13 protein-coding genes and 1 tRNA gene are annotated in these 13,883 nt (G+C 70.3%); 13 read left to right on the top strand and 1 reads right to left on the bottom strand.

Going from position 1 to position 13,883, the window contains the following annotated elements:
- Window positions 1–204 precede the first annotated feature (204 nt).
- From ssd to PSS76_RS19235, 7 genes are read left to right on the top strand one after another with little or no spacing between them, the layout of a single operon-like run.
- Window positions 205–1,323, top strand: coding sequence for a septum site-determining protein Ssd (gene ssd, locus PSS76_RS19265; protein ID WP_005515814.1), 1,119 nt, complete (start codon window positions 205–207; stop codon window positions 1,321–1,323).
- The gene (locus tag PSS76_RS19260; RefSeq protein ID WP_064079776.1) at window positions 1,320–2,498 is read left to right on the top strand and encodes a TadA family conjugal transfer-associated ATPase; all 1,179 of its coding nucleotides are present in this window, start codon (window positions 1,320–1,322) and stop codon (window positions 2,496–2,498) included. The genes ssd and PSS76_RS19260 overlap by 4 nt, the downstream gene beginning before the upstream one ends.
- Window positions 2,495–3,301, top strand: a complete 807-nt coding sequence (locus tag PSS76_RS19255) for a type II secretion system F family protein (protein ID WP_064058315.1) — start codon at window positions 2,495–2,497, stop codon at window positions 3,299–3,301. The genes PSS76_RS19260 and PSS76_RS19255 overlap by 4 nt, the downstream gene beginning before the upstream one ends.
- Entirely contained in the window at window positions 3,298–3,897 is a 600-nt protein-coding gene (locus tag PSS76_RS19250) for a type II secretion system F family protein (protein WP_013414749.1), read from the top strand. Before PSS76_RS19255 ends, PSS76_RS19250 begins: the two co-directional genes overlap by 4 nt.
- Before the next feature lie 60 nt (window positions 3,898–3,957).
- A complete protein-coding gene (locus tag PSS76_RS19245; RefSeq protein WP_005515809.1) occupies window positions 3,958–4,161 on the top strand; it encodes a DUF4244 domain-containing protein in 204 nt (67 codons plus the stop codon).
- Window positions 4,158–4,514 (top strand): TadE family type IV pilus minor pilin, encoded by a 357-nt coding sequence (locus PSS76_RS19240; protein WP_013414750.1) that lies wholly within the window; start codon window positions 4,158–4,160, stop codon window positions 4,512–4,514. Before PSS76_RS19245 ends, PSS76_RS19240 begins: the two co-directional genes overlap by 4 nt.
- Complete coding sequence (locus PSS76_RS19235; protein WP_044990402.1) at window positions 4,511–4,882, top strand: Rv3654c family TadE-like protein; 372 nt, start codon at window positions 4,511–4,513, stop codon at window positions 4,880–4,882. The genes PSS76_RS19240 and PSS76_RS19235 overlap by 4 nt, the downstream gene beginning before the upstream one ends.
- A 5-nt stretch (window positions 4,883–4,887) precedes the next feature.
- Here PSS76_RS19235 and PSS76_RS19230 read toward each other — a convergent pair whose 3' ends face one another.
- Window positions 4,888–7,194, bottom strand: coding sequence for a DNA 3'-5' helicase SftH (locus PSS76_RS19230; protein WP_064058316.1), 2,307 nt, complete (start codon window positions 7,192–7,194; stop codon window positions 4,888–4,890).
- 436 nt (window positions 7,195–7,630) lie between these two features.
- On the opposite strand from PSS76_RS19230, the gene PSS76_RS19225 reads away from it, so the two are divergent.
- The 6 genes from PSS76_RS19225 to PSS76_RS19200 all read left to right on the top strand — a co-directional run bounded on the left by PSS76_RS19225 (window position 7,631) and on the right by PSS76_RS19200 (window position 13,534).
- Window positions 7,631–7,834 carry a cold-shock protein gene (locus PSS76_RS19225; protein ID WP_005515803.1) on the top strand — a complete coding sequence of 68 codons (204 nt, stop codon included), beginning with the start codon at window positions 7,631–7,633 and terminating at the stop codon, window positions 7,832–7,834.
- 190 nt (window positions 7,835–8,024) lie between these two features.
- The gene (locus PSS76_RS19220; protein WP_005515802.1) at window positions 8,025–8,609 is read left to right on the top strand and encodes a hypothetical protein; all 585 of its coding nucleotides are present in this window, start codon (window positions 8,025–8,027) and stop codon (window positions 8,607–8,609) included.
- Between the two features lie 145 nt (window positions 8,610–8,754).
- Window positions 8,755–11,643: a type I DNA topoisomerase gene (topA, locus tag PSS76_RS19215; RefSeq protein WP_013414752.1), complete on the top strand. Its 2,889-nt coding sequence runs from the start codon at window positions 8,755–8,757 to the stop codon at window positions 11,641–11,643.
- 44 nt (window positions 11,644–11,687) lie between these two features.
- Complete coding sequence (locus tag PSS76_RS19210; RefSeq protein WP_337456543.1) at window positions 11,688–12,875, top strand: DNA polymerase III subunit delta'; 1,188 nt, start codon at window positions 11,688–11,690, stop codon at window positions 12,873–12,875.
- Between the two features lie 62 nt (window positions 12,876–12,937).
- Window positions 12,938–13,010: transfer RNA gene (locus tag PSS76_RS19205), tRNA-Thr, on the top strand.
- 326 nt (window positions 13,011–13,336) lie between these two features.
- Window positions 13,337–13,534: a hypothetical protein gene (locus tag PSS76_RS19200; protein WP_013414754.1), complete on the top strand. Its 198-nt coding sequence runs from the start codon at window positions 13,337–13,339 to the stop codon at window positions 13,532–13,534.
- The last annotated feature ends 349 nt before the right edge of the window (window positions 13,535–13,883 follow it).

The following is a 13,883-nucleotide window of genomic DNA, read 5'->3' as shown; positions in this document are numbered from 1 at the left end:
CTCCTCCCCCCCTGGCGGGGGTCGTCCCATATCTCGGCCCGGATGGCCCCGGTGCCCCTCATTTCCCGTGGTAGAGCTGCCGGGACAGCTTCGTTCCGCCGAACTGGTACGAACGTACGAAAATTCATCCACACCCCGCGGATCTGTGCACATTCGACGTATCGACGTGCCGGCGGCGCGTCCCGGTGCCGCAGGCTGGCTGACATGACCACCGCATCCCGTGCCACCCCCGCTCTCGGCAGCCGCGGGGTAGTCGCCGCCGTCGGCGAGCGTGCCGTGCTCGAGATCCTGCGCTCCGTCGCCGCGGCGACCGATCAATCGTTTGCCGAGTCGGCCGCGCCGGTCGGCCGCAGCGTGTGGATGTCGGCGGACCTGGTGGTGCTCGACGCCGCCGCGGCGCGCGAGTGCGCCGCGGGACTGCCGCGCCGCGACCGAGTGGTGATCGTGTGCTCAGGCGTTCCGGGCATCGCCGATTGGCAGGCCGCCGCAGAGGTGGGCGCCGACCGGGTATTGGGTCTGCCGGCGGACGAGGACGTCCTGGTCGCGGTGTTCGCCGACCGCAACACCCGACGCGAGGCGGGTGGCGCGGTCGTATCCGTCGTCGCGGGCAGCGGTGGCGCGGGCGCCTCGACGATGGCGGCCGCGATCGCCCTCGCCGGCGCGCGGGCGCGGAAGACGGATCGCGCACCCGGGGTGTTGCTGCTCGACGCGGACCCTCTCGGAAGTGGACTCGACCTACTGCTGGGAGTGGAGAGAGCGCCGGGGCTACGGTGGTCCGGCCTCGCTGTCGAGGGTGGGCGGGTGCTCGCCGACGCGCTGCATGCCGCGTTGCCCGCGCAGGCCGGGGTCAGCGTGCTGGCCTGCGATCGAGACAGTCGTACGGGCGGGCTCACACCGGCGGCGGCCACGGCCGTGGTGGAGGCCGGCCGACGGGCGGGGTGCCTCGTGGTGTGCGATGTCGCCCGACATCCCGGCGAGGTCGGCGAGAGCGTCGTCGAACTTTCCGATCTCGTCGTCGTGGTCGTCCCCGCCACCGTGCGCGGTGGCGTGGCGTCCGGGCGGGTGCTGTCGTGGATCACGCAGCGGAACCCGCACCGGGGCATCGTGGTTCGCGGACCCGCCCCGGGCGGGCTGCGGGGGACGGACCTCGCGGAAACCCTGGACGCGCCGGTGATCGCCGTGATGCGGCCGGCGCCTCGCCTCGACGCGATGCTCGAACGCGGCGGGCTCGATCCGGGGGAGCGCTCGCCGCTCGCGGCGGCGGCACGGTCGGTGCTCGACGTCCTCGCAGCCCGCCCCCGCTCGGGGCGGTGGGCGGCATGAGCGCGTTGTTCTCCACCGACCTGCTCGACCGGGTGCGCGAGCGGCTCGCGACCGCCGACGGTGACCCGACCCCGGCGACCGTCGCCGCCGCCATCCGCTCCGAGTCGGGTGGCGTACTCGGCGACACGGATCTGCTGGCGGCGCTGCGCGTGTTGCAGACCGAACTGACCGGCGCCGGCCCGCTCGAGGCGCTGCTTGCCCAGCCGGGCGTCACCGACGTACTGGTCACCGCCCCCGACGCGGTCTGGGTCGATCGCGGTGCCGGGCTCGAACGAGTCGACGTGACGTTCGCGGACGAAGCGGCAGTGCGCAGGCTGGCGCAGCGGTTGGCGTTGTCCGCGGGCAGGCGACTGGACGACGCGCAGCCGTGGGTCGACGGCCGACTCCCAGCGGCGGGCGGCGGGGACCTGGGTGTCCGACTACACGCGGTACTCGCCCCGGTCGCCCAGGCCGGGACCTGCCTGTCGCTGCGGGTGCTGCGGCAGGCGACGCAGGGGTTCGACGATCTGGCCGCGTCCGGTGCCCTGCCCGGTGACGCGCGCTCGCTGCTGGAGCGCATTGTGCGCGCACGGCTCGCGTTCCTGGTGACGGGCGGTACCGGGGCTGGGAAGACCACGATGCTGGCGGCCCTGCTCGGGCGAGTCGATCCGGGCGAGCGCATCGTGTGCGTCGAGGACGCCGCCGAACTCGCCCCGGCCCACCCGCACGTCGTGCGTCTGGTCGCGCGAGTGGCCAACGTCGAGGGCGTCGGTGCGGTGACGGTGCGTGACCTCGTTCGCCAGTCCCTGCGTATGCGTCCGGACCGCATCGTGGTCGGCGAGGTGCGGGGCGCCGAGGTGGTCGATCTGCTGACGGCACTCAACACCGGTCACGACGGCGGTGCGGGCACCGTGCACGCCAACTCGCCCCGCGAGCTCCCGGCGCGGCTCGAGGCGCTCGCCGCACTCGGTGGGCTCGACCGGGCTGCACTGCACAGCCAATTGGCGGCCGCGGTCCAGGTGGTGCTGCACGTCGAGCGGGACACCTCGGGGCGCCGGCGCCTCGCGGAGATCGCGGTGCTGCGCCGCGACCCCGCAGGGACGGTGGAGGTGGTACCGGCCTGGACATTCGGTGGGGGAGTTCATGCGGCAGGGAAAGTGCTGCAGGACATGCTGCTTCGACGGGGTGAATCGTGAGCGCGGTCGCCCTGGCGCTCGCGGCGGCCCTCCTGATGGTGCCCCGCAGGGGTGCGCCGGCCCGTCTGCGGTCCGCCGCGCCTCCTCGCGGCGGGGGTGCGCCGCCGTGTCGGCCGCGGTGGCGTCGAGTGTCGCCGTACGATGCCGCCTTCGCGGCGTGCGTTCCGCTCGTGGTCGTCGGTGCGATCGGCCCGGCGCTCGCCGCGGCGGTAGTCCTCGCCACCGCGCGCCGGCGGCACCGACGGCGCGCCGAAGTCGAGCGGCGTCACCGGGAGCGTGCGCAGGTGCTGGCCGGGCTCGAAGCCGTGATCGGCGAACTGGGGGTCGGCGCGCACCCGGCGGCGGCGTGCGATGTGGCCGCGCAGGAGTGCCGCGGCGACGCCTCGGCGGCGCTGCGCACCGCAGCGGGGCGAGCGCGCCTGGGTGGGTCTGCGGCCGGTGGACTCGTTCTGCCGGGCAGTGTCGTCGCCGACGAACTCTCCCGGCTGGCGGAGGCGTGGTCGGTGGCCGAGTCCCGTGGACTCCCGCTCGCCGAGCTGCTGCAGGCGGCGCGCACGGACCTGCAGGGGCGCAGCCGGTTCCGTGCCAGAGCTGATGCCGGACTGGCCGGCGCCCGGGCCACGGCTGCGGTTCTCGCTGGCCTGCCCGTCCTCGGGATCGGGTTGGGACAGCTCATGGGAGCCGCGCCCGTGCGGGTACTCGCAGGGGGCGGCCTCGGCAGCGCGCTACTGGTGGCGGGAACCGTGCTGGGCGCACTCGGGCTGGCGTGGACCGACCGAATCGTCGACCGGGCGGTGCCGTGATGTGGACGTCGGCGCTCATGCTGGCCGCCGCGGTGCTGGTCGTCCCCGGCACGGACCGCCTCCGAAGACGGCTGCGTGCTTCGGCCGAGGCCGCCGACACGACCGCGGGCGCCGACCGTGCCACCAACGACGCGCCGTCGACGCGGCCGGACCCGCTCGCTGTCGCGGGCACCTTCGACCTCCTGGCAGCGTGTCTGAAAGCTGGCCTGCCGGTGCCGGACGCCGTCGCCGCGGTGGCTGCGTCGGCGCCGGATCCGCTGGGGGAGTCGTTGCGGCGCACCGCGGACCGGCTCGCGCTCGGTGCGGACCCGGCCACTGCGTGGGACGTCGTGGCGTCGGAGCCCGCGACCGAGGCGTTGGCCCGGATGGCCCGACGGTCGGCTCGATCGGGCGCCGCGCTGTCGTCGGCGATGGCGGACCTGGCGACACAACAGCGGACGGAGGCCGAGGACCGTGCGATCGCCGCTGTGGAGAAGGCCGGCGTGCTCATCGGCGGACCGCTGGGGCTGTGCTTCCTGCCGGCGTTCGTGTGCCTGGGCATCGTCCCGGTGGTGATCGGGCTGGCCGGTCGGGTGCTCGAGGGTGGGCTGCTCTGACCGAATCCGAAGGACCCCGGCGCGGGTACGCCGCGCCGGCATCTATGAAGGGGGAAAGCAATGTGGTCGAGGATGTTTCGAGGGGTTCAGGCCCGGATCATGACGGCTGCGACGGGGGACGACGGCATGTCCACCGCCGAGTACGCCATCGGCACCATTGCGGCCGCGGCGTTCGGCGCGGTGCTGTACACGGTGGTCACCGGCGATTCGATCGTCTCCGCGCTCACCGGGATCATCGACAAGGCACTCGCCACGTCGGTGTGACCGGGCGTCCCGGCCCGCGCGGCGACACCGGTGCGGTCACGGTGGAGGCGGCCATCGCAATCGCTTCCATCGTCACCGTGGTGGTGCTGTGCATCGGGGCGATCGTGGCCGTGTCCACGCAGGTGCGATGCATCGACGCAGCCCGGGAAGCCGCCCGCCTCGCCGCACGCGGCGACCGCCCCAACGCAGCCGTCGCGGCGGGTCGGGTGGCCCCGCACGGGGCGGAGATCGAGATCCGGGACGACGGTGCGTTCGTCGTCGCGACGGTTCGGGCGCGGGCGACACTTCTGCCGGTGGTCGAACTGTCCGCGGAGGCAGTGGCAGTGAAGGAACCGGAGCAGGACAGCGGATGAGGAGGAGGATACGAGCACTGGCGCGTGACGAGTCCGGCGGTGCGACAGTGCTCGCCTGTTTCACGCTGGCCGCGCTCGTCGTGGTCACGGCTGCCCTCGTGCACGTGGGCGGGGTGGTCGTCAGCAGGCACCGGGCGCAGTCCGCGGCCGACCTCGCGGCGCTCGCCGCCGCCTACGCGCTCGACGGTGGAGGTGAATCAGCCTGCGCTGCCGCGTCGTCGATCGCGGATCGGATGCGGGTCGAACTCGCGGATTGTTCGGTCGACGGCTGGCAGGTCGTGGTGGCGACGACAGTGTCGGCTGCGGGTTCGGGTGTGCTGCCGATCGGTCCGGCCCGTGCCGTCGCTCGGGCCGGACCCCTCGAATGATGCCGTCACACCGCGGGATCCGACGGGGTCACGGCGCCGAGGATCGCGGCCAGCACCCGCACGGCGCCGTCCTTGTCGAGCGGATGGTTGCCGTTGCCGCATTTGGGGGAGTGCACGCACGACGGGCACCCGGCCACGCACTCGCACGCGTCGATCGCCTCCCGAGTCGCGCCGAGCCAGCGGACGAGTTCGTCGTGGCCGCGGTCGGCGAAGCCGGCGCCGCCCGGGTGGCCGTCGTAGACGAACACGGTGGGTAGACCGGTGTCCGGGTGCAGCGCGGTCGACACGCCGCCGATGTCACCGCGGTCGCACGTCGCCACCAGCGGAAGCAGGCCGATGGCGGCGTGTTCGGCGGCGTGCAGCGCACCCGGGACCCGGTCCGCTCCGATGCCGTGTTCCTCGAGCAGTTCCGGCGTGACCGTGTACATCACCGCGCGGGTGTGCAGCGTCTGCGCGGGCATGTCGAGTTCCACCGAGTCGAGTACTTCGCCCGACGACAACCGGCGCAGGTATCCCACCACCTGATGGGTCACCTCCACCTGCACCAGCGCGACGCCGACCTCGCCGTACCGCTTGTGTTCGGCGACGTCGGCGATCGCGATGTCGGTGACCTCCCGGGCCGAGGTGGTCCAGTCCGGTTCCTCCGGGTGGACCAGCGCGAGACCCTCGTCGAGGTCCAGGTGGTCGACGACGAACGACTCGCCCTGATGGATGTGCACCGCGCCCGGGTGCGCGGTGGCCGGGGCCCGCCCGGCGTCGACGGTCCCGAGGAGCCGACCGGACTCGCTGTCGACGATCGCGATCTGGGCGCCGATGCCGCCCCGGATGTCGAGCGCACTGTGCGGATCGGATTCGGCCGTGACGAACCATCCGTGTGCACGACGTCGGATCAGGCCCTGCGCCGCGAGTTCGGTCAGGACTTCGGTGGCGCCGAAGTCCGCCACCTCGGCGTCGGACAGTGGCAGCTCCAGTGCCGCGCACAGCAACTGAGGTCCGAGCACGTACGGGTTCGTGGGGTCGGTGACGGTCGCCTCGACCGGGCGGTCGAGCAGCGCGGACGGGTGATGCACGAGATAGGTGTCGAGTGGGTCGTCGCGCGCGACGAGCACCACGAGGGAGCCTTGACCGCGGCGTCCGGAGCGCCCGGCCTGCTGCCAGAACGATGCGACGGTTCCCGGGAACCCGGCCACCACCACCGCGTCGAGCCCGGCGATGTCCACCCCCAGCTCCAGGGCGTTGGTCGTTGCGACGCCGAGAAGCCGGCCGTCCGCGAGGGCGGACTCGAGGTCGCGGCGATCCTCGGCGAGATATCCGGCACGGTAAGCGGCGACACGATCGGCGAGGTCGGGGTCCACGTCGGCGAGGGCCCGCCGCGCGCCGATCGCGGTCAGTTCGGCGCCGCGCCTGGACCGGACGAACGTCAACGTCCTGGCGCCCTCGACCAGCAGGTCCGCCATGATGCGCGACGCTTCGGACCCGGCCGCCCGCCGCACCGGGGCGCCGTTCTCGCCGGTGACCGACGCCAGTAGCGGGGGCTCCCACAGCGCGATCGTGCGGGGGCCGTGTGGTGATCCGTCCTCGGTGACCTGCGCGCACGGCGCTCCGATCAGCCGCGACGCGGCCGCTCCGGGTTCGGCGGTGGTGGCGCTGGCCAGGACGAATGTCGGATGGGCTCCGTACCGGGCCGCGATGCGGCGGAGTCGTCGCAGGACCAGCGCGACGTTCGATCCGAACACGCCGCGGTACGAGTGGCACTCGTCGACCACGACGTAGCGGAGGTTGCGCAGCAGGTGCGACCACCGTTGGTGCGATCGCAGGATCCCGAGGTGCAGCATGTCGGGGTTGGTGAAGATCCAGCGCGAGTTCGCGCGCGCCCACTGCCGAAGTTCGATGGAGGTGTCGCCGTCGAACAGGCAGGGATGGATCGACCGCAGATCCGGCTCGGACTCGGTGAGTGCCGCCGTGGCGCGCAGTTGATCGGCGCCGAGCGCCTTGGTCGGTGACAGATACAGAGCGGTGCCGCGGGATTCGCCGGCGAGCGCGGTCAGCACGGGAAGCTGGTACGCCAGCGACTTGCCCGACGCCGTCCCGGTCGCGACCACCACGTGCTCACCGGCGGCCGCGATGGAAGCGGCCTCGGCCTGGTGGCTCCACGGCTGAGGGATGCCGGCTGCGCGAAGGGCCCGGACCGCGGCCGGGTCCGCCCATTCCGGCCATTCCGAGTAACTGGACACGCGGGGCGGTAGATCCGCGGTGAAGGTCAGGGGGTGCTCGCCCGGAGGAGTGCCCGCCAGAATCCGGTCCAGAAGCATCCGGCCGAATGAGTCGTCGCCGTTTCCGTCGGGTCGACCGGGATGGGGCGGGGGATTCACGGGGGCCTCTCCGGAAACTCGTCGGTGTTGCGTTCTGGGTGACTGCTACGCGTCGGACCTGGGCTTTTCATCCTATCGACGGCCTGTCGGAATTATCCGCGTGGGGTGTACCGGAGAGTAGCCGGAGTGGCACTGCGTGCAAGATCAACTATTTGCAGTTTTTGTTCGTCTTTCGACTGTTGCGCGCGGGTCGGACGTGGTTGACTATGACCTGGTCGCAGCTTCTGTGTTCGTTTACACGCCCGCAGGATCGATGTTGCGAGCGCGGTGCTTGTGCGTTCCTGAGGGGGAATCGAGAAAGTACAGCGGTCGGAACCGGCCCGGTGGACCGGAAGTGCTGTCCATCGAATCCGGTGTAAGAAAGAGAAGGAAAAGCATGGCACAGGGCACTGTGAAGTGGTTCAACGCGGAAAAGGGCTTCGGCTTCATCGCTCCCGAGGACGGCTCCGCTGACGTCTTCGTCCACTACTCCGAGATTCAGGGCAGCGGCTTCCGCACCCTGGAAGAGAACCAGCGCGTCGAGTTCGAGGTCGGCCAGGGCACCAAGGGCCCGCAGGCCACCGGCGTTCGCGCCATCTGATTCGTTCACCAGCTGAACGTCAGAACTGAACGACAGGCAGAGCCGGCCGTCACGACCGGTGCCTGACGTCGTCCCCCACTGCCGATTCGGCAGTGGGGGACGACTGCGTTGAGGGGTGATCCCGCCGGGCTCCGCGGTGCAGATGCACGAAGAGCGCGAACAACGCGAATCCGTGGCCTAGTGTCCACTTGTGGCCCAGCTGTCGTTCTTCTCCGCCGAGTCGATGCCCCCTGCGGTGACCGACCTCGGTGGGCTGCTCGCGGCGCAGGGGCAGGTGGCCGTCTCGAAGGACGGTGCTCGGGTGTCCGTCGTCGTCGACAGTCTGTGGCGGGCCGAAGCGATCGCCACGTTGATGGCCGAGGCGGATCTCGAGCCGGAGATCGGTACTTCGGAGGAAGGACGGCCGCTCGTTCGGACGGCCTCGGTTCCGCATCTGATCGATCTCGCCGCTCGATGGACGCGGGGGGCGGTCAAGTCCGTGCCCCCGGGTTGGATTCCGGGCGCGCGTGAACAACGGGCGTGGGTCCTGGCCGCCGGACGCGTCGAGGCCGACGGCCAGCGCTATCTTCTCGGCCTGGACCCGCATGCACCGGACACCCACGTCGTCCTGGCCCAGTCGCTCATGCGGGCCGGCGTCGCACCGACAATTGTCGGAATCAGGGGGTCCACTCCTGGATTGCGCATTTCCGGGAGAAGGCGCCTGATGCACCTCGCGGAGAATATCGGCGAAGCCCCCGACGATCCGGACGCTCGCCGCAACTGGCCGCACATTTGAGCGAACGGACCGGGACGGATCTACGTGATCGGCTTACCGGTGTGACACCCTGTTACTGACCGGACCCGGTATAACGGGGTCGAAGGCGAGATTCGCATCAGGTGCACACGGTGGCACTGATCGAGCAGGAAGGTGCGGACAACAGGTGGCATCACGGGAGAAGAGCACGGCGGACGGAGCGTCCGGCACGCGCCGCCTCGTCATCGTCGAGTCACCGACGAAGGCCAAGAAGATCGCGCCCTACCTCGGGAAGAATTACGTGGTGGAGGCGTCGGTCGGCCACATTCGCGACCTCCCGCGAGGCGCTGCGGACGTGCCCGCGAAGTACAAGGGTGAGCCGTGGGCGCGCCTCGGTGTGAACGTCGACCACGACTTCGAGCCGCTGTACGTCGTCAGCCCGGAGAAGAAGTCGAAGGTCACCGAGCTCAAGAGCCTGCTCAAGGATGCCGACGAGCTGTACCTCGCCACCGACCCCGACCGTGAGGGCGAGGCCATCGCCTGGCATCTCCTCGAGACGCTCAAGCCCAAGATCCCGGTCCGCCGAATGGTGTTCCACGAGATCACCGAGCCGGCCATCCGCGCCGCCGCCGAGGACACCCGCGACCTCGACAACGACCTGGTCGACGCACAGGAGACCCGACGCATCCTCGACCGTCTCTACGGCTACGAGGTCAGCCCGGTGCTGTGGAAGAAGGTCATGCCGAAGCTGTCGGCGGGCCGCGTGCAGTCCGTCGCGACGCGCGTCATCGTGCAGCGCGAGCGCGAGCGCATGGCGTTCCGCTCCGCGGAGTACTGGGACATCTCGGCGACGCTCGACGCCGGTGCCGACGCCAGCCCCCGCGCGTTCGGTGCGCGCCTCGTCTCGGTCGACGGCTCCCGCGTCGCCGCGGGACGGGACTTCGGGCCCGACGGCAAGCTCAAGTCCACCGGCGTGACGGTGATCGACGAGGCGTACGCCCGTCGGCTCGCGGAGGCCCTCGAAGGCGTCGACCTGGTCGTCTCCTCGGCCGAGGACAAGCCGTACACGCGCAAGCCGTACGCGCCGTTCATGACGTCGACGCTGCAGCAGGAGGCTGCGCGCAAGCTGCGCTTCTCGTCGGAGCGCACCATGCGGGTAGCGCAGCGTCTGTACGAGAACGGCTACATCACCTACATGCGAACCGACTCGACCACGCTGTCGCAGTCGGCGATCTCCGCGGCGCGGGCCCAGGCCACCGAGCTGTACGGCGCCGAGTACGTACACGCCACTCCGCGCCAGTACACCCGCAAGGTGAAGAACGCGCAGGAGGCACACGAGGCGATCCGTCCGGCCGGTGACGTCTTCCAGACGCCGGGTCAGCTGCACTCTCGTCTCGAGAACGACGAGTACCGCCTGTACGAGCTGATCTGGCAGCGCACCGTCGCCTCCCAGATGGCCGATGCCCGCGGCACCACCCTGACGCTGCGGATCACCGGCACCGCCGGCACCGGCGAGGAGTGCACGTTCTCGGCGTCCGGCCGCACCATCACGTTCCCGGGCTTCCTGAAGGCGTACGTGGAGAGTGTCGACGAGGAGGCCGGCGGCCAGTCCGACGACGCCGAGTCGCGCCTTCCGGTCCTGACGCAGGGCCAGGAGGTGACCGCTACCAAGCTCGACCCGGACGGTCACTCCACCAATCCGCCGGCGCGCTACACCGAGGCGAGCCTCATCAAGGCTCTCGAAGAGCTCGGCATCGGTCGTCCGTCGACGTACTCCTCGATCATCAAGACCATCCTCGACCGCGGTTACGTCTACAAGCGCGGCAGCGCGCTCGTTCCGTCGTGGGTCGCGTTCGCGGTGATCGGGCTGCTCGAGACGCACTTCGGCCGGCTCGTCGACTTCGACTTCACCGCGGCGATGGAGGACGACCTCGACGAGATCGCCGGCGGCCGCGAACAGCGCGGCAACTGGCTGTCGAGCTTCTACTTCGGTGACGCGGCGGCCGCGGACGACTCGATCGCGCGGGCCGGTGGCCTCAAGAAGATGGTCGGTCAGAATCTCGAGGACATCGACGCCCGCGAGATCAACTCGATCCGCCTGTTCGACGATGCCGAGGGCCGCGAGGTCCATGTGCGGGTCGGACGCTTCGGTCCCTACCTCGAGCGGATGGTCCAGAACCCGGACGATCCGGACGGCGACCCGGTCTCGCAGCGTGCGAACCTGCCCGACGACCTGCCGCCGGACGAACTCACTCCCGAGTACGCCGAGAAGCTGTTCTCGACGCCGCAGGAGGGACGGAAGCTGGGCGTCGACCCGCTGACCGGCCACGAGATCGTCGCGAAGGAAGGCCGCTTCGGCCCGTACGTCACCGAGATCCTCCCCGAGCCGGCACCCGAACCGGAGCCGGACATCGTGCCCGTCGAGGCGGCGGCCGACGGCACCACCAAGACGAAGGCCGTCAAGAAGGCGCCGGCGAAGAAGGCCGCGAAGAAGGTGGCCGGCCCCAAGCCGCGCACCGGATCGCTGCTCAAGTCGATGGACCTGGCCACCGTCACGCTCGAGGATGCCCTCAAACTGCTGTCGCTGCCGCGCGTGGTGGGTGTCGACCCCGAATCGAAGGAAGAGATCACCGCGCAGAACGGCCGTTACGGGCCGTATCTGAAGAAGGGCACCGATTCCCGTTCTCTGGAGAACGAGGATCAGATGTTCACGGTGACGCTCGAGGAGGCACTGAAGATCTACGCCGAGCCGAAGCGGCGCGGGCGTCAGGCTTCGGCGGCTGCTCCGCTGCGGGAACTCGGCAACGACGCGGCCACCGGCAAGCCGATGGTCATCAAGGACGGCCGCTTCGGCCCGTACGTCACCGACGGCGAGACCAACGCCAGCCTGCGCAAGGGCGACGAGGTCGAGTCGATAACCGACGAACGCGCGTCCGAACTTCTCGCCGATCGTCGCGCTCGCGGCCCGGTCAAGAAGAAGGCCGCCGCGAAGAAGGCACCGGTCAAGAAGGCGGCGGCGAAGAAGACTGCAGCCAAGAAGGCGCCGGCCAAGAAGGCCGCGGCGAAGAAGTCGTGACCAGCCGCGCCGTCGCCGTCGGCAGGGACAGTTAGGCTCGGCGCGTGGCGGGTGTTTTCGATCGACTGGTCGGCCAGGAGCAGGTCGAGGCAGAGTTGACGGCTGCTGCGACGGCGGCGCGCGGCGGCGACGCCGGTTCGCGGATGACGCACTCGTGGCTGTTCACCGGTCCGCCCGGGTCGGGCCGGTCGGTTGCCGCGGTGTGCTTCGCCGCGGCACTGCAGTGCACGTCCGACGGAGTCCCGGGCTGCGGCGAATGTCAGGCCTGCACGACGACGATGGCCGGCACGCACGGTGACGTCCGTCGGGTCGTGCCCGAGGGGCTGAGTATCAGCGTCAGCGAGATGCGCGGCATCGTGCAGACCGCCTCGCGTCGACCCAGCACGGGCCGCTGGCAGGTCGTCGTCGTCGAGGACGCCGACCGTCTCACCGAGGGCGCGGCGAACGCGCTGCTCAAGGTCGTCGAAGAACCGCCGGAGCGGACGGTGTTCCTGCTGTGTGCGCCGTCGGTGGACCCGCAGGACATCTCGGTGACGCTCCGTTCCCGGTGCCGGCACATTCCCTTGGTGACGCCGAGTGTGGACGCGATCGCGCAGGTGCTGCGGGAGCGGGATCACCTCGACGCCGAGACCTCGGACTGGGCGGCCTCCATCTGTGGCGGGCATGTCGGGCGGGCCCGGCGCCTCGCGCGGGACGAGGACGCGCGCAGCCGACGCAAGCGTGCCCTGGCTCTGGCGGGCGCGGCGCTTCGGCCGGGCACCGCCTACGCCGCCGCCGAGGAGCTGGTGCAGTCAGCGGAACTCGAGGCCCGAGAACTGACCGCCGAACGCGACGAGCGGGAGACCGAGGAGATGCGGACCGCGCTCGGCGCGGGCGGCACCGGCAAGGGCGCCGCCGGAGCCCTGCGGGGCTCGGCCGGCGTGCTCAAGGAACTCGAACGTCGTCAGAAGTCTCGCGCCACCCGAACCGGGCGCGACTCACTCGATCGCGCGCTCATGGATCTCGCCGGTCTGTACCGCGACGCGTTGGCCTACTCGTTCGGGTCGTCCGCCACTCCAAATCATCCCGACATGGCGGAACAGGCGGCGGACCTCGCGGGTCGCACGTCGCGAGAGGGCCTGTTGCGGTGCATCGAGGCGATCCTGGACTGCCGGGAGGCACTCGATCAGAACGTCAAACCCAAGTTCGCCGCCGACGCACTCGTCGCCCGCCTGGGCGCCGAGTTCAGGTAGAACGAGCCCGATTTGCATTTGGGCCGGGGGGACGGGATAGACTCGCGTGCGCCGAAAGGCACGCTGCCTTAGCTCAGTCGGTAGAGCATTTCACTCGTAATGAAAAGGTCGCGAGTTCGATTCTCGCAGGCAGCTCCGAGAGGGCCCCTCACCACCAGGTGAGGGGCCCTTCTGGTTTCGGCGACTCGGTGGCCGATCCGGCGCGGTCGCCGAAACCTCGCGGTACGGCCCCGCGGGGAGGACGATGAACCGTGGGACGGGCGGTCCCGCCGGCACTCCATGGGAGAAGGTGACTCATCGTGTGGATGGAGATCTTCTGGCTCATCCTCATGGTCGGCGCCCTGGTCATGTTGATACCGATCGCACGACAGGTGTTCCGTCGATCCGACGACGACCGGGATCACCACGATTCGTGACGGCAGGTCTCGACAGGGCTGCGAGCGAGGCGGCATGCTCGGGAGGTGAGTGATTCGCTGAAGACCCGCGTTCGCGAGAAACTCCTGCGCCAACTCTCCGAGAACGGGGGTCACCCGGTGGAGGAGGTGGAGAGCGACGATCCGCGTCTTGTCGCGATCGACTCCGACCTGGCCGCTCTCGACGAGGTCTCCGAGGACGATCCCCTCGTGGAGGAGTTGGCCACCAAGTACTGGGTTCCCTGACCCAGCCGGTCCGGACGGCCACGCGGCGTACATGACCGTGCTTTCGACGGCCTGATCAGGCGATTTGGCAATCGCCGAACGGTTCGCGTAACTTATTCCAGGTCAGAGCGACACGGACACCGACCCGGCCGCGACCTTCACTGGTCAGCGAGGGAAAACGAGGTTGTACGGGGAGCGCCTGGCGGTTGCCGATACTCCTTCCGGTCGCCGATTTGCGTCGGTGTCGGGTGCGGGTTAGGCTGGAACGGTTGCCCCGGAACGAGAAACTGTGTGTTTCGAGTGATGGTGTGTGCGTGTTCTTTGAGAACTCAACAGTGTGTCGATGAATGTCAGTGCCAATTTTTGGTAC

Source organism: Prescottella sp. D32 (assembly GCF_037287305.1).
GTDB classification, from domain to species: domain Bacteria; phylum Actinomycetota; class Actinomycetes; order Mycobacteriales; family Mycobacteriaceae; genus Prescottella; species Prescottella equi.
This window is presented reverse-complemented; position numbering and strand designations above follow the sequence as displayed.

Coding starts and splice junctions, on each gene's coding strand:
- ssd (WP_005515814.1), top strand. CDS start 205: ATGACCACCGCATCCCGTGCCACCCCCGCTCTCGGCAGCCGCGGGGTA.
- PSS76_RS19260 (WP_064079776.1), top strand. CDS start 1,320: ATGAGCGCGTTGTTCTCCACCGACCTGCTCGACCGGGTGCGCGAGCGG.
- PSS76_RS19245 (WP_005515809.1), top strand. CDS start 3,958: ATGTGGTCGAGGATGTTTCGAGGGGTTCAGGCCCGGATCATGACGGCT.
- PSS76_RS19235 (WP_044990402.1), top strand. CDS start 4,511: ATGAGGAGGAGGATACGAGCACTGGCGCGTGACGAGTCCGGCGGTGCG.
- PSS76_RS19230 (WP_064058316.1), bottom strand. CDS start 7,194: ATGCTTCTGGACCGGATTCTGGCGGGCACTCCTCCGGGCGAGCACCCC.
- PSS76_RS19225 (WP_005515803.1), top strand. CDS start 7,631: ATGGCACAGGGCACTGTGAAGTGGTTCAACGCGGAAAAGGGCTTCGGC.